We start from the raw sequence: 18451 nt of genomic DNA on the forward strand, positions 1-18451 counted from the left end.
AATCCTCCTTATGTATGATATGAGCTCCTAAAATATACCATGTAAAATGGTTGCTTTTCACTTCATTCGACAAATATTGTCAAAATAATACAATGAAATAATTCTAAAGTCCTGTAAGATACAAAATAATTAAAATATGACAATTAAAGAAATTCATTTAATATACTGTATTTTTGAGCTATTCTCTATAGCTAGGCCATCTTTACAAAACACAAAATAAAAACGGACGTCGGAGTGATTCGTCCGAGATCCGTTTTTCGTATGTGCATGTATGGCACTTGATATCAGTTGACAAGTTGATGTGCAAGCTTCTTGCTACTATCTAGATTTCTTTCGACCATGCGTTGTTTTAATGCAGACAGCTCCGTATTTTGACGAATCGCTTCCGCCACCAACTGGGCGATCTTCCTTGCGCCTTCGTCAGAAAAATGGGTATTATCGGCTACACCAGCTGGGTAATTAGGGTGCGTTTTTTCAGGCAAATGCATAAATAGAAGCTGGGACTCTTTTTCGCCCATGGAACGATAAAGCTGCTGTGATGCTTCGAAAATATCGAGCAACGGTGTCTGGGTTTCCTTGGCTACTTGTCTCATGGCAGCGGGATAGGCTCCTACGGCCAGCGGATCAGGTTCACCGTTTGCGGTAAAGCGGCGGCGGCTCACAGAGGTTAACAGCACTGGAATTCCGCCACGTTCCCGAGCGGACTGAATGTATTGAATTAAGTTTAGACGGTACTCTCCATCTGGATCGGTGTAGCGCATGGGGTCTTCTTTTTTCTCATCATTGTGTCCAAATTGAATAAACAAATAATCGCCAGCTTGAATATCTTTTTCAATATCAGCTAATCGCCCTTCTGCTATAAAAGATTTGGTGCTTCGTCCGTTGACGGCACGATTGTCCACATGAACAGTAGAGTCCAAATGAGCTTGCAAATGTTCGCCCCAGCCTGTCATCGGTTTTTCGGTTGCTCCTTTTTGAGCTGCAGTAGAGTCCCCTGCGATAAACAGTCGAGTTGTCATCTGTTGTCTTGCCTGCGCATATCCATGTTTTTGTAGCCATTTTTCCGCCAGGTCAAGCCATTGTCTGCATTCAAGGTTGTCCTCGGATAGTCCCAAGCCGTGTCGTCCTTCCTCAAATACATGCAGTTCAAACGGAATACGCTCTCTGGATAATGAGAAAGCGAACAACAGGCTATTTTCTACTGGTACAGCGCCATCATTGGCTGTTGTCCACATAAAAGTCGGAGGTGTCTGTGCAGTCACTTGCCGATCGGATGAAAAGGCTTGAAGCTGCTCCAGGGTCGGCTGTTCCCCTAAAAAGTGCGTACGGCTTCCAAGATGCGTATAAGGATCATGAAATGAAATGACAGGGTATCCCAACATCAGAAGATTTGGTTTTTCCGCTCCGATCGTGGAGACAATGGAGGCCAGGTGACCGCCTGCTGAAAAACCGATGAGACCCACTTGATCAGGGATCACTAGCCAGTCATGCGGTGTTTGGCGAATCCATTGCAGGGCATGTTCTACATCCTCCAGCAAGGAGGTAATCTCGAAATCCCCGACCTGATACTCCAGCACACCCGCATGAATACCTAGATCATTTAACCACCGGGCGATCGGCTCTCCTTCATGTGAGGCCAAATGCTCGTAGCCACCGCCAGGTAACACCAATACAAAAGGACGAGCTTCACGAGCCACTACGGGATAGAGGGAGAGAAAGGAAGTGTCTAACGGAAATTCTTCTTTTACAATCTGTTCTTTAGAACTAACGACATGTAACATAAGAGACCTCCAAATTTCTTTTTAACTGCCGCAAACCAAATAAAATCAACTTAAATTGGAATGATACGGATGTAAAAAATAATGCACACGTGAAAAAAATGATTTAAACCTTGTTATGAAAGCGCTATAATTTGGTGTGATACCAAGAACCAAAGGGGGAGCGCAATGAAAAAAGGAAGAATGTTCTACACTATTTTTATTACGATTCTGGTTTTGGGAATAGGATTGGTGGCCAGCTTTGGCAGCTATATCTATTTTACAACAATTAGCTCCGTTGTGGAGAGAGTTTCCAATACCAAGCAAAGCTACATGGCGCAGATCAGAAATAGCCTGGAACAGAAAATCCAAACGATTGAATACGCTTTTAATACGTATAGCACGACCAGTTCCTTTAATGAAGTTGTCAAAAATCCCATTACAGAAAAAGATTTTGTAGCGTATCGGAATGTAAATACCCAGCTCAATTATATTGCTACGATGGGATTAGAAGGAACCGAGTATTCACTAATAAGTCTAAATCAGAATTGGAGAATCTCCAATGGAAGCCTGTCTTATTTGACGAAAACGGAACGAGAAAAGCTGATTAGTACCTATATCGACCACCAGGATAAGGGACTATTCTGGATTAAAACAGATAAAGGAATCCGTTTTGTGAATACCTTGCCTGTGTTTTCCAAAAAGAAACAGGCCATCGCGCTATCTGATATTTCGTCGCAGACGTTAAGCCATACCATTCAAACAGAGGATCATATGCCTGTGTTTATTTTGAATAAAAAAGGCGACTTAATGTACGAAACTGAGCCTGCTACTCCCTTATTGTCTACTCAGCAGCTTCAGCACATTTCAGAGGTTACTGCTAAATCAAACAACACGGGCATGCTGACATTGGAGAAAACGGAGCATCAGCCAGCGCGGCAAATCATTTATGCTAAATCTGCTTACAACAATTGGACTTACTTAACGGTATTAGATAAAAAAGAGATTGCAAACGCGTTTCAAACAACCAAATTTGGGATTATCATGATGGGCCTTGTATTAACGCTTTTAATGGTGGTGGTGGCATACATCATTGCCATTTACTTTACCAAGCCATTCCAGCAAATAAAACGCAGCTTACCGAAAAATCCTAACTTCGCTTTCAAAAATGAACCTTCTAAAAATGAAATTGAGTGGATTATTAATTCCATCGACAACATTGTAACAGAGAAGGAAAGCTTGGAAAGTCTCATTCGGTCCGAAATGCCACAGTTGGAAACGCAATTGATTCTCAACCTGTTTCGCAAACGTGTTTCCGCAGAGGAATTGGCACGAAAAATGCCACGCTTGGGCTACCCGCAGATCGAGAATCAAATGTATATTACCTTGTTGGTTCAACTGGATAATCTGGGAGATCGAGAACCTTCGGATAAAGATGTTTTACTGCTGGCTATTAACAAAATCGTAGAAGAAACGATTCCTGAGCAGCAGCGTATGCTTCCGATCATATTGAACGATAACACCCAGGCTACCATATTAATTTTGGCAGGTAAGAGTGCACAGGAAATGAGAAAGCAAGTGCTGGATCATGCGACGCTTTTGATTCAGAATGTAAAAGAGTATTTGAATGTATCCATCAGCATCGGTATCAGCACAGCGTATGATAACTTATTAGAAAGTAAAGAAGCTTGTGAGATGAGCAAGCAAGCATTGCATCACCGTTTAAACCTAGGTAAAGAGTCGATTATTTTTTATGAGGATATTTCCATGGTCATTTCAGGTCCGGTGCTGCTGCATTATCCTGCGGAATTGGAATCCAAACTGTTTGATGCCATCCGCATAGGGGATGAAGAGCAGGTATATCACACCGTGCACTCTTTATTGGCGGAAATGATGACAAAGAACAACCATGCCATGAACTTTGAAGTGCTGCTGGTACGCTTTGTCAATAACCTCATCCAATTAGAGCAGCTATTAGGGATTGAAGTACTGCTAACGCAAGACAATCATGCCTTGTATCACCGTTTGCTGGATATCCGTAACCCGGAGGAGATAGAACGCATGCTGCTGGAACAGGTTATTTTCCCCATGGTAAAAAGCATGAAGGAGAAGACCAACCAGCAATTCCGCTGTCTCTCTGAGAAAATTGCTGCGATTATCCGTGCTGAATATGACCAGGAATTATCATTAGAACTCATTGGAGATCGACTGCATTACAATCCAAATTATTTAAGCAGTATTTTCAAAAAAGAATACGGAACGACGTTTAGTGAATTTCTGATGGGCTATCGCCTGCAAATGAGCAAGAAATGGCTCGTTGAGACAGATATGACGATTAAAGAAATCGCCGAGCGGCTTCAATATCATAATTCGCAAAACTTTATCCGCTCTTTTCGAAAAAAAGAACAGGTTACACCAGGGGCTTATCGAAAGATGAAGCAAGCCAATTAACCTTTAACCGCCCCCAGCAAGGCTCCTTTGACAAAGTGCTTTTGCACAAATGGATACACGATTAACATCGGAACGGTCGCTATAACAATGACCGCCATCTTAATCGTCTGCGCAGGCGGGATGACATCTACCGCAGTTCCTTCTGCCTGCATACCGCTGGAGACGATAACAATTTGGCGAAGTAAGACTTGAATTGGCCATTTGGCAGAGTCATTGATATAGAGAATGGCGTGCATATACGTATTCCAGTAGGCAACAGCGTAGAATAAAGAAATGGTTGCAATAGAAGGCAGGGCTAATGGCAACATAATTTTAAAGAAGATACCAAAATCGTTGCACCCGTCCATCTTGGCCGATTCCTCCAAATCATCCGGCAATGCCTGAAAAAAGTTACGCATGATAATCAGGTTAAATGCATTAATAGCTACGGGCAGAATCAAGGACCAATACGAATTGATCAGTCCCATGCTTTTGACCACGAGGAATGTCGGAATCATCCCCCCGCTAAACAACATAGAAAACACGACAATGAAGTTAATCGTATTGCGGCCAAGCAGATATTTTCGGGATAATCCATAAGCCATAAAAGCGGTAAAAATCATACTTACAACTGTACCCACGATCGTTACTCCGACCGAAACCCCAAGTCCTCTAAAAATCGTTGGAGTGGATAGGATATAGCGATAAGCATCCAGTGAAAAAGTTACAGGGAATAAGATGAACTTCTTGGCCACTACTTCCTCAGTTGAAGCAAATGAGCTGGCGATGATATTCAAAAAAGGTAAGAGACAAGTGAGGGCAATGAGAATCAAAAGTGTACTGTTTACAATGTTGAAAATACGACTGCCCAGTGATTCTTTTTTTCGTGATTTTGGTTTGATTAATGGTTGTTCCAATGTGGGTGACCTCCTTGTAATCGTTTACATGTAAACCTTATCAAGAGCAAAGAATTCCGTATATAATCAAATCTTGAGGTGTTCTCTAAGCGTGGAAAAAAGAGGATGATCATTAAGTTGTGTAGTAATCATTAGCTAAGGTGAAAAGGCTGTAAAGTAGGCTGTTGGCCTATTTTTGTAAACGCTATCATTTGATGATTATATGCGGAATGACGAAAATAACGTACTCTTGAAAGCGTATACAGGAACGTTTAAAGGAGGTCGAACTAATGAAAGTTTCAAGTGTCCCCGCACCAAACATGAAGATGAAAATGAAAAAGAACAAAAGAACGACGGAAAGCCTTTTACGAATGCAGAAACACAAGCTGCTCTATCTGATGGTTTTACCCGGGTTGGTGTACTTCATTATTTTCAAGTACTTCCCTATGGGAGGATTGGTAATTGCATTTCAGGATTATCAAGCCTTTCAGGGAATTACAGGCAGTCCATGGGTAGGAATGAAGCATTTTATTCGTTTGTTTACAGAGCCTACGTTTTTTATGTTGCTTCGCAATACGCTGGTTTTATTTGCACTGAATATTGTAATCTTTTTTCCATTGCCCATTATATTGGCGCTCATGCTGAACGAGGTTAGGAAGATGTTTTTCAAAAATATAATTCAAACCATCATCTACATTCCGCACTTTATGTCATGGGTTATCATCGTTTCGATTTCTTATGTATTCCTGACGGTGGACGGCGGTGTGCTGAATGAACTGATTGCCGCACTAGGTGGTGAGAAGATCAGCTTCTTAACATCACCGCAGTGGCTGCGAACGGTCTATATCGGGCAAGTGATTTGGAAGGAACTTGGCTGGTCTACCATCATTTATTTATCTGCAATTACAGTGGTGGATACACAATTGTATGAGGCAGCAGAAATGGACGGTGCTGGACGTTTGAGAAAGACATGGCACGTGACGTTGCCAGCGATCCGCCCGGTTATTATTACTTTGTTAATTTTGAAAATCGGTAGCACGCTGGATTTGGGCTTTGAACATATGTATCTGCTATTGAACTCATTAAACCGCGAGGTTGCCGAAATCTTTGACACCTATATTTATACTGCGGGCTTAAAGAATGGACAATTAAGTTTCAGTACGACGGTAGGACTTTTCAAAGGTGTAGTAGGTTTAATTCTGATTATGTTCTCCAATCGACTCGCTAAGAAATTTGGTGAGGACGGCGTTTACTAATGACGACGGGAAGGATGCAAAATGGTACGGTTTGTAGAAAACATGAACAAATGGTGCATGCGCCTGCTACGCCTGGTCTACCTTAACTTGCTGTGGACGATTGCGACAATCCTGGGCTTGGGTTTTATAGGTGTAGGGCCTGCAACCGTTGCTATGCTTAGTATTTTAAGGCAGTGGATTCGGGGCAATGAGGAAGTCGCCATTTTCTCGACGTTTGTACGTTACTTTAAAGAAAGCTTTAAGGAAGCAGCCATCATTGGCGGGCTATACAGCCTTGTGGGTTACGTGCTCTACGTGGATATCGTCAACAGCTCATCCTGGTATGTTCGTGTGGTGACACTGATGGGTGCCTTTTTGTATCTGATCTCTTTGGCATACATTTTTCCGTTACTGGCTCACTATGATTGGAAAGGCATCAAGCTGAAGATCAAGATGTCGATCGTCATTGGATTTTCGTATTTACAATATACACTTGTTCTTTTTGTAGCCATTGTCGTGCTTTATGCATTAATTCTAGGCTTATACCCAGGAATTCTAACTTTTGCCGGAGCGAGCATCATCGGTTATCTCGTGATGTGGATGACGCACCAGGTATTCAGCAAAATAGAGCGAGAGGTTCTGGTGAAAGAGGAAGATATGGCATGAATATACAAACGAAAAAGGAGCAAACACGATGAAGAAAAGAACCGCGATGAAAAAGGGAGTATCGGGTCTTCTTGCCGGACTTATGGTCATGAGTGTTTTTCTAACTGCTTGTGGCGACAAGGGGACTGAGGATCAAGCCAGCCAAACCTATGATCCCAAATCCAAACTGGAATTTACCTGGCTAAACGTATTGCATACAGCCTCTCCGCCTACAGAAACGATTAAAAGCAAAATCGAAGAATACACCAATTCCAAAATTACGTTCAACTGGGTGCCGGATGCTTCCAAGGAAGAGAGAATTACCACCGCACTGGCTTCTGGTGAATTGGCAGACATGGTGACTTTGACGATGATGACAAATTCATCAGTGCGTAGTTCATTGAAATCAGGATTATTCTGGGATGTAGGCAAATACTTGGATGATTATGAAAATTTGAAGAAGATCCCGCCTGAAGTGCGCGAAGCTGCTTCTATTGAAGGGGTACTGTATGGTGTTCCGTTCCAGAAAAATCTGGCTCGGGCGGGTCTGGTCATTCGTCAGGATTGGCTCGATCGCTTAGGACTGAAAGTGCCGACCACACTGGATGAGTTGTATGAAGTTGCGAGAGCGTTTACAGAAGATGATCCAGATGGCAATGGAAAAAATGATACGACTGGGTTTGTTGACAGATCGGATCTGCGTTACAGCAGCTTCAAAACATTAAGCTCCTACTTTGGGACACCTAATGGCTGGAAAGTAGATGAAAACGGCAAGTTTACGCCGGAATTTGATACTCCTCAATATTTGGAGACCTTAAAGTATTCCAATAAATTATACAAAAACGGATACCTCTCCAAAGACTTTGCCGTAACCGCTAAAACGGACCAGCAACAACAATTTGCACAAGGTAAAGCAGGGATTTATACAGGCATGATTGATATCTCTAACCTTAGAACCTTGTCTCAAGGCTTACAAAAAGGGCTGAAGCTGGTACCTGTTAACAAGATTTCTAATGGAGATGGCCAATATCACGTATGGTCTGAAGGAAGCGGGGTAGGAGGCTTGCTGGCATTTCCGAAATCTGAAGTAAAGACAGAAGCTGAGTTGAAGAGACTGCTGCAATTTGTAGATGATTTAATTGACAAAGATGTATATATGTACATGACCGGTGGTATTGAAGGTACTCATTATAAAATCGAAAAAGATGGTTCCTTTAAAATTACGAATACAGATTTGTGGCAAGCAGACGTTCAGCCATTTTCAAGCTCCAGACCAAGTGAAGTGACCTATAACTTAAAGGATGCCAATCCGGAAAAGGAAATGGCTAATGAATTAGTGCGAGAAAATAATAAATTTGCTGTTCTGGACCCGACAGTGCCACTGGATTCAGCCACCGCTAATGAACAAGGAACAGAGCTGGAGAAAATCATTACCGACGCCTCCTTCAAATTTATTATGGGTGAAATTGATGAAGCCGGATTTAAAGCAGCTGTAGAAAACTGGAAAAAGTCAGGCGGAGCACGAATTACCACTGAGTATGAAGAAGCGTATAAGAAAACGAAAAAATAAAGATATAGGCTGAACATTAGTGTACATGAATTGTCACTACGCAGGCGGATGGTGCTTAATATCGCTGACACTTGTCCAGCACCATTCCGCCTACTGCGTTTTATTCACAAAAAATAAAGACAGGAGAGAACGAAATGCAATTATATAACATTGTAGATTATGGAGCAGTTCAGGATGGTACGACGATGGCGACAGAGGCGATTGCGGCTGCCATTGAAGCAGCAAGTAATGCTGGTGGAGGCACCGTTTTTGTTCCGTCTGGAACATACCTGACGGGTGCTATTATTCTGAAAAGTAACATTGAGCTGCATTTAAGCCCCGGCGCAATTCTTTCCTTCAGTACGGAACTGGCAGATTACCCTGTAGTAGAATCCAGATGGGAAGGCGTTCAGCGTGAAGTACATGCATCGTGCATTTATGGAGAGAACCTTGAGAATATTTCGATTACAGGCAGCGGAACACTGGACGGAAATGGTCAACCGTGGTGGGAAAAGCATCGGAATCACCCTGAAGAGTTGCAGTATCCAAGACCCAAATTAATCAGCTTTGACCGCTGTCAACGGGTCACCATTAAAGACCTCATGTTAAAAAATTCCCCCAGTTGGACTGTAAACCCCATTGCTTGCTATAACGTTACGATTGACAATTTGTCCATTCTTAACCCAGCCGACTCTCCCAATACGGATGGCATTAATCCCGAATCCTGTTCCAATGTTCGTATTAGCAACTGCAATATTGATGTAGGTGATGATTGTATTGCGATCAAAGCAGGAACCGAAGATACCCATGAGCGGATTCCTTGTGAAAATATTACGATTACCAACTGTACAATGGTGCATGGTCATGGTGCTGTCGTACTGGGAAGCGAAATGAGCGGAGATATTCGTAATGTTACGATCAGCAATTGCGTGTTCAAGCAAACGGATCGGGGCATACGTCTGAAATCAAGACGGGGACGCGGTGGAATCATCGAGGATATTCGTATCAGCAACATTGTGATGGAGGAGGTCATTTGTCCATTTATTCTAAACCTGTATTATTTCTGCGGACCTCGGGGCAAGGACAAATATGTGTGGGATAAAAATCCCTATCCAATTACTGATGAAACTCCGTGCTTTAGAAGAATCCATTTTTCCAATATCACGGCACGTCAGGTTCATGCGGCGGCTGGTTTCTTATACGGACTTGCAGAACAATATATTGCTGAAATTACATTTTCCAATATTGATATATCTATGGCTAAAAATGCGATTCCCGGTCGTCCGGCCATGATGACAGGGATTGAAGATATGAATAACCGTGGTTTTTATCTAGGTAATGTGAGGGATATTCGTTTTCAACAGGTTACGATTGAAAATCATGAAGGTCCTGCCTTTTACATTGAAAATGGGGAAGATGTTGAAATCAATCGTTGTCATTCGAAGAATACAGCTCAGCCTGAAAAGCTGATAGAACAAGTAACGATACAACCTTCTGAACAAAATGTTGTGAAATAGGAGGGGATGAAAGGAGCATAAAACGTGGATAAGTTGCAAGCATTGTTGGGAGACCTTCCGGCAGATCGCCCTATAACGGCGACTCTACTGAATCAAGAAGAGCGGGAGGGTTATCGACTGGAGTGTCTCCTGCTGGACTTGAATGGGATTGAGTCTGTACCCGCTTATGTAGCTACACCCTTACAAGGGGACGGTCCGTTCCCATTGGTCGTATTTAACCATTCGCATGGGGGCAACTATACGAATGGACGTAAGGAACTGCTTCATAGCAGTTCTTACCTACAGCAGCCCTCGTTTGCTACAGCTCTGACAGACATGGGGTATTGCGTGTGCTGTATCGACATGTGGGGCTTCAATGAGCGTGGAGGCAAAACCGAGAGCGAGCTGGTAAAAGAAATGCTCTGGCAGGGTCAGGTGCTGTGGGGCATGATGCTGTATGATAACCGTCGTTTGGTAGATTATATGTGCCAGCGTGAGGACATTGATGCTTCCCGTATCGCAACGATCGGCATGTCGATGGGTGGACTTATGGCATGGTGGATGGCTGCTTTAGATGAACGAATACAGGTCACGGTGGATATCTGCGGACAGGTAGATGCCCATACGCTGATCGCTAAAAGGGGATTGGATCATCATGGCTTCTATTCCTATGTCCCCGGCTTGTTGAAGCATTTCACCACGCTGGATATTCAAAAGCGGATCGCACCTCGTCCACGGATGAGTATAACAGGTCAAAATGATCGGATGTGTCCTATAGAAGGAGTCGAGCATTTGGCCAAGGGTTTGTTGGAAGCTTATCAGAAAGCAGGTCACCCTGAGCATTGGCAGCCTGTGATTGCGGGCGGTGGCCATATGGAGACATTGGAAATGCGAACGGCTTGGCAGTCATTTTTAGCTGAACACTTGTAAATCAAATGAAAGGATTGGGGTAACCATGCTAGTCGGAAAAGAATCCTTTTGTGATTTCCACACCATTCAGGAGGCGATTCATGTATTGGAGCAATCGCCTTCCAACGAAATGGAAACGCTAACTATTTTATCGGGTACCTATGAGGAAGAAGTGCGGATTTACCGTTCAAATCTACATATCATAGGCATCGGGCAGGTAGAGATTCATATGGACCGGTATGCCAAGGAGCGGAATGAAGCAGGTGAGGAAATAGGAACCTTTGCGACACCGACTTTATTTATAGGCGGCAGCCATCTAATCTTGGAAAATCTCATCATTTCCAACACGGCCGGACAGGGAGAACACATTGGGCAGGCCGTTGCGGTATACGCTCATTGTGATCAAACCGTCTTTAGAAACTGCACCTTTAAAGGGTACCAGGACACGTTATTTACAGGCCCTCTGCCTCCTGCACCCAAAGAACGATTAAAGTTTGGTGGAATTCCTTTGAAAGAACACCATGCACACTATCGCCAGCTTTATCAGCATTGTTACATCGAGGGTACGATAGATTTCATTTTTGGCGGGGCTACCGCTTACTTTGAAGATTGCGAGATTCGTAGTTTGCGTCATCATAAGAACCATACAAGCTACGTTACAGCCGCCTCTACACCGCAAGGACAAACGTACGGCTATGTATTCGATCATTGCTATTTAACCGCAGAGCCTGATATTACTCCTGTTTTTTTGGGCCGTCCATGGCGGGAATATGCCAAAACCGTATTTGTCGATTGTAAAATGGGCGACCATATCGACCCACGCGGCTGGGACAATTGGGACAATGTCGCGAATGAGAAAACCGTCTGCTATCAGGAATATGGCGGATCTGATGAAATAGCTTTATTACGTAAGCAGCGTGTTCCGTGGGCGGATTGCTTTGAAGCGAGGACAGAAGCATGGAGCAAGGAGCAGGTTTTTGAGGGAGTCACATTTTGGAAAGTAAGGAGAAGTGATGTCTCATGTTGATCCAAAACCCTATATTAAAAGGCTTTAATCCCGATCCGTGTATTACGCGAGTCGAAGATACTTACTATATTGTAGTGTCATCATTTGAGTGGCTGCCTGGAGTACGGGTGTATCAGTCCAAAGATTTGGCTCATTGGGAGCACTGCACGGATATTTTGACTGACCAGGTTGATTTGAGAGGGAACCCGAAAAATTGCAGCATTTGGGCACCGCAATTAAGCTATGCGGATAACCTTTTTTATCTGCTCTATACAGATGTGAAAAGCACCAAGCGTCCGTTCAAGGACGTTCATAATTTTGTGATAACGGCACCCACGATCAACGGACCGTGGTCGGAACCCGTTTATCTGAATAGTAGTGGATTTGATCCATCTTTATTTCATGATGAGGATGGACGCAAATGGCTGCTGAACGCGTTGTGGGATTACCGCATGTTGGAAAGCAATAAGTCATCGGGTATTGTCATGCAGGAGTATGACAGCAGTCAACAGCGGCTTGTTGGCGAGCCTATTAAAATTTTTGATTGCACTCCATTGAAGAAGACAGAAGCGCCCCACATCTACAGGCAGAACGGTTATTATTATCTTGTTACAGCGGAAGGTGGAACGGGTACGGGGCATGCAGTTACCGTAGCACGCTCCAAGCAGATAACCGGCCCGTATGAAGTGGACCCGCATAACCCGATGCTTACGTCTCGTGATCTGCTGAATTTCCCTTTACAATGCGCAGGACATGGCAGTCTTGTGGAAACACCGGACGGAGAATGGTATATGGCTCATTTATGTACACGTCCAGTGGAGGGGAAATACGCCATTTTAGGGCGCGAGACAGCGTTACAGCAAGTATATTGGAATGATGAAGGCTGGCTGCGGTTAACCGCCGGGGGCCATACACCCCAATTGGAGGTGCCTGCGCCTCAAGGGACAATCTTGGTTCAGCAAGAGCAGCAGAAGTATATTTTCGAAGACTTTTTCGAGGGCCCCACACTTGACAAAACGTGGAACACATTGCGTATCCTGGCGGACGATAGCTGGTGTTCATTAAGTCAACGCCCAGGCTATCTTCGAATCCATGCTGGAGAATCCATACAAAGTCTGTTCCAGCATCACGTGCTTGCCATTCGGCAAACGGATCATCATTTCCGGGTAGAAACAGCACTGGAGTATCAGCCAACCAGCTATTTGCAAATGGCGGGACTTTTGCTGTATCTCAATGAAGAAGACTATTTGTATGCGTATGTTAGCTATGAAGAGGGAGTGGGAAAAGTGCTGCGCATGATGCGCTGTGAAGCTAATTCATTTACGCTAATTCCGCAAGTGATTGCCCTTCAGAATGATCTTCCTGTACATTTGGCTGTAGAGGTTCATGCATCCCATGCACAATTTTATTATGGAGTTGGAGATGAACCTTCCTGGACGCGACTTTTTGAAATACAGGATATCAGCTTTTTGTCTGGAGGATTTACAGGGAATTTTGTAGGTATTGCAGCTCATGATATGCAACAATTCCAAGGAAGCCATGCTGATTTCTCCCACTTCTTATACCATGGTAAGGACCATCTCTCCTCATAAAAATATAATACTGACTATACTGCAAGCACCTTAATGGGTGCTTTTTTTCTTTCGCAGATTACCTTTTCACATTATAATCTCGCAAAATCTCCAAAAAAGCAGTGGTTGCTTTCGTCTCAAATATCGCAGAAGGGGTCAGAAAAGAAAATTTCCGAATGAACGGGAGATTGAGAATATCCAATACTTCTAATGTTCCCAAAGCAAGTTCCTTTTGAATTACCCATTGGGACAGCAAAGAAATCCCCAAGCCTGCTTCTACCGACTCTTTGATGATCTGTGTACTGCCAAAATTCATCATATGAGAAGGATAAAATCGAAGCTGTGCAAACATCTTTTCAGCCGCCTCCCGAGTTCCAGAGCCTTCTTCCCGCAGAATCCAGATGTCCTCATGCAGCTCATTTATATCCACTTGAGATTTACCGGCCAAACGATGATTTTGCGGAACGACAATAACCATTTCATCATCGGCGAAGGATTCAATGTGCAAATGGTCATGCTGAAATTCTCCTTCGATAATGCCCACATCCAGTTGATTATGGATCACGAGCTTTTCAATTTCCAATGTATTGCCGATGGTAATGGAGGGCTGAATGAGTGGGTACTGAATTCTCATTTGCGCAATTACATGTGGTAATACATATTCACCATACGTGTAGCTTGCACCAATAGACAGGTTACCCTTTGCCGTATGCATTAGCTCATCCACCAAGTACTGCATACGTGTATGGAGTCGGATAATCTCCTGGGCATGATGATACACAATTTCACCTGCTTTAGTTAAGCGCACATATTTATTACTTCGCTCCAAGAGCCGGGTTCCTACACTGCGTTCCAGTGTTTGAATATATTGACTTACCGCAGGTTGGGTCATATGTAGTGCCTCAGCAGCTCGTGTAAAATTTTGTTTCTCCGCAACCCTAACAAAAACGACTAAAGATTGATCCAAAGCTTATTCCTCCAATTTAATCATGCCTATTTACTTATTATCATTATTATAATGATTTATTTTTCTTATGACAAAATACATATTAAGCTGTATGTATGTAGAATTGGAGGGAATCAGCATGAAAAGTCATATTCAACACAGTAAACTTTTATTGAACAAAGGTCGATTGTTTCGGTTTTTATTCGGCATTGTGCTAACGATGATCTTTGCACTGGCAGGATACGTCCTGAATGAAGTACCAGGCTTTCATTATGTAGGTCCATTGGCATGTGCGATGTTTCTCGCTATACTATACCGACAGTTGTGGGGATATCCTGAAGCTGTACGCTCAGGAATTGAATTTTCAGCTAAGAAAATACTGCGCGGAGCTATTGTGTTATATGGACTGAAGCTGAATATGGATGTTGTTATTCATCAGGGGCTGGGGTTGCTTTTACGTGATGTAGGCACTGTGGTGTTCGCCATTTTTTTTACGGTTTGGCTGGCCAAACGATGTAAGGCAGATGCTTCGCTTTCTCTACTTCTAGGGATTGGAACAGGAGTTTGCGGTGCAGCAGCAATAGCAGCTGTTTCTCCCTTGTTAAAGTCCGACGATGAGGATACAGCCATAGGAGTTGGACTCATTGCCTTGGTCGGAACGGTATTTGCTATTTTGTTTACAGTGCTTCGACCTTGGCTTCCTCTGACGGATATGCAATATGGAATCTGGTCGGGCATCAGCTTACATGAAATTGCACATGTGGCCTTAGCAGCAGCGCCTGCCGGACAGGATGCTCTTGCCATGGGTTTATTAGCCAAACTGGGGCGTGTCTTCTTACTCATACCGCTTAGCTTTATTTTAATGTATTGGATGAAACGAACCGGAAAGATTCGTACAGGTACTAAAGTGGAGTTCCCCTGGTTCCTCATTGGCTTTATTGCGGCAAGTATTTTGGGAAGTTATGTTTTTGGAAAATATATTTTAGTTCCACCTAATCTAATGAACGAACTTTCTCAGCTTACTACCTTTATGTTAACGATGGCTATGGTAGGCATGGGGCTGAATGTGAGCTTTAACACTTTAAGAGAGAAAGCAATGCTGCCCTTACTTGTACTGTCTGTTACTTCGATCATTCTTGTAGGGCTAACGTTTGTAACTGTATAAATTGGAAGTATGTGCTTGTGATGAGATTGTAGCAAATGAGATTAGTAAAACTGGAAAGAGCTCTGCTTGCGTATAGCTGGCGGAGCTTTTTAGTGCTTTCGTATTACAAGGCTGAAATATATAATGAATGAATCGTAACTTTTTACATAGGAGTCGCGTCTATCAAAATGGAGGCTTCAGAGGTGCATAGAATGTAAAATTTACATAGTGAAAAATTAGAGATTGGTAGGGTACATATGAAGAAAATTAGTTTATTTGCTTTTTTGTTTCTGTTTCTATTAGCATTTCCAGGAGAAAGTCACGCTGCGTCTTCAAATTCACATATTCAGCTGGACGGTAAAGATATAAGTGTCAGCAAGGGCGCGCAGATTCAGGAAGTAAAGGGCAATGTGCTGGTTCCACTCCGTCTTATTGTAGAGGAATTGGGTTATCGTGTGAATTGGGAATCCAAGACAGGGACCATAACTATACATAAACAAAATCTCAACCTGAGCCTTCAGGTCAACAATCCCATTGCCTCAGTTAATAATCAACCGATGGGGTTGGCTGTAGCTCCTTTGCTGAACGGGGGAACGACTTATGTTCCACTTCGTTTTGTATCTGAACAGACAGGAGTTGAAGTGGCCTGGAACAACGAACTTAAAACTGTATTTTTGACGACTCCGTCTGCTTCAAGCGGAAACAGCGTGACCACCCGTGATCACTCTGCTACTCAAGCTGCAAGTGATGCTACAGAGAGTGAGCGTACAGCTATACACCAAATTAGCTTCAACAATCACGAATTGATGATAACGGTGGATGGAAAGGTAAGCCCCAAAGTAACCACATTGACTCAACCAGATCGTATTGTTATAGATATACCTGATTCGAAGTTTGGCGAGGAATTTCCAGCTTCGCAATCTATTAACAATGGTGGACAAGGAAGCTTTCTAGTCACAGAAGATCTAGATGCTTCCAAGGTAAGATACTCCATGTTTAGCACAAACCCAGCCTCGGCACGTATTGTGGTTGATCTTGATCACAGCACACCCTTTCATCTTATTAATGCAGATGATGGTAAAGTTGTCATAGCGTTGGATCAGGCTTCGGAGGAGTCAGCATCTACCGATACTGTTATATCTACTATACCTGTTGAGCCTACGATTTCTTCTGACGGACACGCGCAGGGGATTGACGTCTCGCACCATAATGGCAATATTGATTGGCAGCAGGTGGCGGCAGCAGGCAAGACATTTGCTTTTATTAAAGCTACAGAGGGCACCAAGTATCAAGATAATCAATTTTTAGCAAATGTTCAGGGGGCCAGAGATGCTAACATCCTGGTTGGCGCTTATCACTTTTTAAACGCAACTACCGTAGATGGAGCTCGCCAGGAAGCAGCTAATTTCGCCAGGGCTCTAGATTCAGCAGGAGGAAGGCTGGATCTGCCCCCTGTGATGGATTATGAAAATAATCCTAAAGGTCTTACTTCCGCACAGATCAGTGAAGTGGCTCATGCATTTTTGGATGAAATGGAGAAGCTTACCGGACGTGAGCCGATCGTATACACGGGAAATGTCTTTGCTTCCAAGTTTGATCCTACGTTTTCTATGTATAAATTGTGGGTAGCGCGATACAGCACTACGCAAAAGCCGACCGCAGTTCCAGCTTGGAATAGCTGGTGGGCTTGGCAATACAGTAGCACAGGCAGTGTTCCAGGTATTAGCGGCCAAGTCGATCTAGATGAGTACAATGGAACGATAGATGAACTTCGTGCTTCATTGGCAGGCTCGCTTGATTAGAGGGTCATGTCATGATTAATCCTCGCGAATCCGGATAGGATCTGCGAGGATTTTTAATGTCTGATTTGTTTAGTTGGGCATGATCCATACGATTTCGCTGATTCGAACAAAGAATTTTTTTCCGTATACATCCAAGATGACATGGTCAGGCTTACTATCTACTACACATCCATCAATTCTGCCACGTGTTGTTTCAAGTACAACGTACTTGCCGATCATTGATTTTAATGTCTCTACGACATATGGATCTACGGGGTGTACCACGACATGGTGGGAGGTAGGATGGTGAGGAAAAGGTTGGTTAACGTTATAATTAAACATTTGATTTGAATTCAATTGCTTCACTCCTTCAGGATTAGTTGTGATATCCTATGCTCCTGCCTAGGAAAGGTGTAGGCTAATGCCCATCCGTGAAAATATTCATAACATTGCCAAAAAGCCCGGTCCATAGGAAAGCTCCATACATAAGCTATGTTGTACCTTGAATTAAAGGAGGCAATGATCCATGAGTGAATGTGAAAGAGGTTGCGGTGGCGGTTCGGTAGGGGGCTACCCAGGCGTTTGGACATCGACAGGAGCTATTCTGGTATTGTTCATTCTGCTCGTTATCATTACAAAGTCTTTCTGGATCTAAATTCAATTGAGTAGCTTAACCCCCCATTGGTATATTACCGGTGGGGGGTTAAGTGTTTTAGAGAATAGATTGTATGATAAAACACCCCAAATAACAGCGCACAAGCCCAACACAACTGTGCGGGGCTGGGGAGCTGTCAAATGGGGTGTTTTGGCATCAATAAGCCGAAACGGGAGATGGATGAGGATTAAATTAAAGCAATCGCTAATAGGGTAAATAGGCTCAAAGTTAAGATTTGATCACCATACCCGTAAGGATAAAAGGCAGACGTTTGTACACGTCCGTTCCGCTCGGTTTTTAAGTACACATTTTTACGATCCACATCCGTAATGGTTCCTTCGTACTGTTTTCCGTCAATGGTGAGAATACGCACCTTTTTATTCATACAGTTCAAACAGTTGTAGTAAGCGTCCATTCAATCACCCCCTCTT

At 43.4% G+C, this 18451-nt stretch carries 16 protein-coding genes; 11 read left to right on the forward strand and 5 right to left on the reverse strand.

Going from position 1 to position 18451, the window contains the following annotated elements; translation table 11 throughout:
- Positions 1 to 284: 284 nt before the first annotated feature.
- Positions 285 to 1781: a GDSL-type esterase/lipase family protein gene (locus ACXHJ1_RS15980; RefSeq protein WP_457904905.1), complete on the reverse strand. Its 1497-nt coding sequence runs from the start codon at positions 1779 to 1781 to the stop codon at positions 285 to 287.
- Positions 1782 to 1946: 165 nt separating this feature from the next.
- Here ACXHJ1_RS15980 and ACXHJ1_RS15985 point away from each other — a divergent pair, with 165 nt between their 5' ends.
- Positions 1947 to 4208 (forward strand): helix-turn-helix transcriptional regulator, encoded by a 2262-nt coding sequence (locus ACXHJ1_RS15985; RefSeq protein ID WP_457904906.1) that lies wholly within the window; start codon positions 1947 to 1949, stop codon positions 4206 to 4208.
- On the opposite strand, the gene ACXHJ1_RS15990 is transcribed toward ACXHJ1_RS15985, so the two are convergent.
- Positions 4205 to 5104, reverse strand: a complete 900-nt coding sequence (locus tag ACXHJ1_RS15990; protein WP_016821518.1) for a carbohydrate ABC transporter permease — start codon at positions 5102 to 5104, stop codon at positions 4205 to 4207. The two genes, ACXHJ1_RS15985 and ACXHJ1_RS15990, sit on opposite strands and share 4 nt — an antisense overlap.
- A gap of 269 nt (positions 5105 to 5373) precedes the next feature.
- Between ACXHJ1_RS15990 and ACXHJ1_RS15995 the strand changes: the two genes are divergently transcribed.
- The 7 genes from ACXHJ1_RS15995 (at position 5374) to ACXHJ1_RS16025 (ending at position 13515) form a co-directional block, all read left to right on the forward strand.
- Positions 5374 to 6339, forward strand: a complete 966-nt coding sequence (locus ACXHJ1_RS15995; protein WP_016821517.1) for an ABC transporter permease — start codon at positions 5374 to 5376, stop codon at positions 6337 to 6339.
- A gap of 21 nt (positions 6340 to 6360) precedes the next feature.
- Positions 6361 to 6984, forward strand: coding sequence for a YesL family protein (locus tag ACXHJ1_RS16000; protein WP_016821516.1), 624 nt, complete (start codon positions 6361 to 6363; stop codon positions 6982 to 6984).
- Positions 6985 to 7012: 28 nt separating this feature from the next.
- Entirely contained in the window at positions 7013 to 8533 is a 1521-nt protein-coding gene (locus ACXHJ1_RS16005; protein ID WP_019688014.1) for an extracellular solute-binding protein, read from the forward strand.
- A 134-nt stretch (positions 8534 to 8667) separates the two neighbouring features.
- Entirely contained in the window at positions 8668 to 10029 is a 1362-nt protein-coding gene (locus ACXHJ1_RS16010; protein WP_025365332.1) for a glycoside hydrolase family 28 protein, read from the forward strand.
- A gap of 24 nt (positions 10030 to 10053) precedes the next feature.
- Entirely contained in the window at positions 10054 to 10938 is an 885-nt protein-coding gene (locus ACXHJ1_RS16015; RefSeq protein ID WP_016821513.1) for a dienelactone hydrolase family protein, read from the forward strand.
- A gap of 25 nt (positions 10939 to 10963) precedes the next feature.
- The gene (locus tag ACXHJ1_RS16020; RefSeq protein ID WP_016821512.1) at positions 10964 to 11944 is read left to right on the forward strand and encodes a pectinesterase family protein; all 981 of its coding nucleotides are present in this window, start codon (positions 10964 to 10966) and stop codon (positions 11942 to 11944) included.
- Positions 11938 to 13515 carry a glycoside hydrolase family 43 protein gene (locus ACXHJ1_RS16025; protein WP_025365329.1) on the forward strand — a complete coding sequence of 526 codons (1578 nt, stop codon included), beginning with the start codon at positions 11938 to 11940 and terminating at the stop codon, positions 13513 to 13515. Before ACXHJ1_RS16020 ends, ACXHJ1_RS16025 begins: the two co-directional genes overlap by 7 nt.
- A 58-nt stretch (positions 13516 to 13573) precedes the next feature.
- On the opposite strand, the gene ACXHJ1_RS16030 is transcribed toward ACXHJ1_RS16025, so the two are convergent.
- Positions 13574 to 14461 (reverse strand): LysR family transcriptional regulator, encoded by an 888-nt coding sequence (locus tag ACXHJ1_RS16030; protein ID WP_025365328.1) that lies wholly within the window; start codon positions 14459 to 14461, stop codon positions 13574 to 13576.
- Between the two features lie 118 nt (positions 14462 to 14579).
- Here ACXHJ1_RS16030 and ACXHJ1_RS16035 point away from each other — a divergent pair, with 118 nt between their 5' ends.
- Together ACXHJ1_RS16035 and ACXHJ1_RS16040 are read left to right on the forward strand one after the other, a co-directional pair.
- Complete coding sequence (locus ACXHJ1_RS16035) at positions 14580 to 15605, forward strand: YeiH family protein (RefSeq protein ID WP_457904907.1); 1026 nt, start codon at positions 14580 to 14582, stop codon at positions 15603 to 15605.
- A gap of 236 nt (positions 15606 to 15841) precedes the next feature.
- Positions 15842 to 17386 (forward strand): GH25 family lysozyme, encoded by a 1545-nt coding sequence (locus ACXHJ1_RS16040; RefSeq protein ID WP_107733320.1) that lies wholly within the window; start codon positions 15842 to 15844, stop codon positions 17384 to 17386.
- 69 nt (positions 17387 to 17455) lie between these two features.
- Here ACXHJ1_RS16040 and ACXHJ1_RS16045 read toward each other — a convergent pair whose 3' ends face one another.
- Positions 17456 to 17722, reverse strand: coding sequence for a DUF2642 domain-containing protein (locus ACXHJ1_RS16045; RefSeq protein ID WP_016821507.1), 267 nt, complete (start codon positions 17720 to 17722; stop codon positions 17456 to 17458).
- 169 nt (positions 17723 to 17891) lie between these two features.
- Here ACXHJ1_RS16045 and ACXHJ1_RS16050 point away from each other — a divergent pair, with 169 nt between their 5' ends.
- Positions 17892 to 18020 carry a hypothetical protein gene (locus ACXHJ1_RS16050; RefSeq protein WP_016821506.1) on the forward strand — a complete coding sequence of 43 codons (129 nt, stop codon included), beginning with the start codon at positions 17892 to 17894 and terminating at the stop codon, positions 18018 to 18020.
- A 187-nt stretch (positions 18021 to 18207) separates the two neighbouring features.
- On the opposite strand, the gene ACXHJ1_RS16055 is transcribed toward ACXHJ1_RS16050, so the two are convergent.
- On the reverse strand, positions 18208 to 18435 hold the full coding sequence (locus tag ACXHJ1_RS16055; RefSeq protein ID WP_016821505.1) for an LSm family protein: 228 nt from the start codon (positions 18433 to 18435) through the stop codon (positions 18208 to 18210).
- Positions 18436 to 18451: the final 16 nt, after the last annotated feature.

The sequence above is a fragment of the Paenibacillus sp. ALE2 genome (assembly GCF_054113385.1).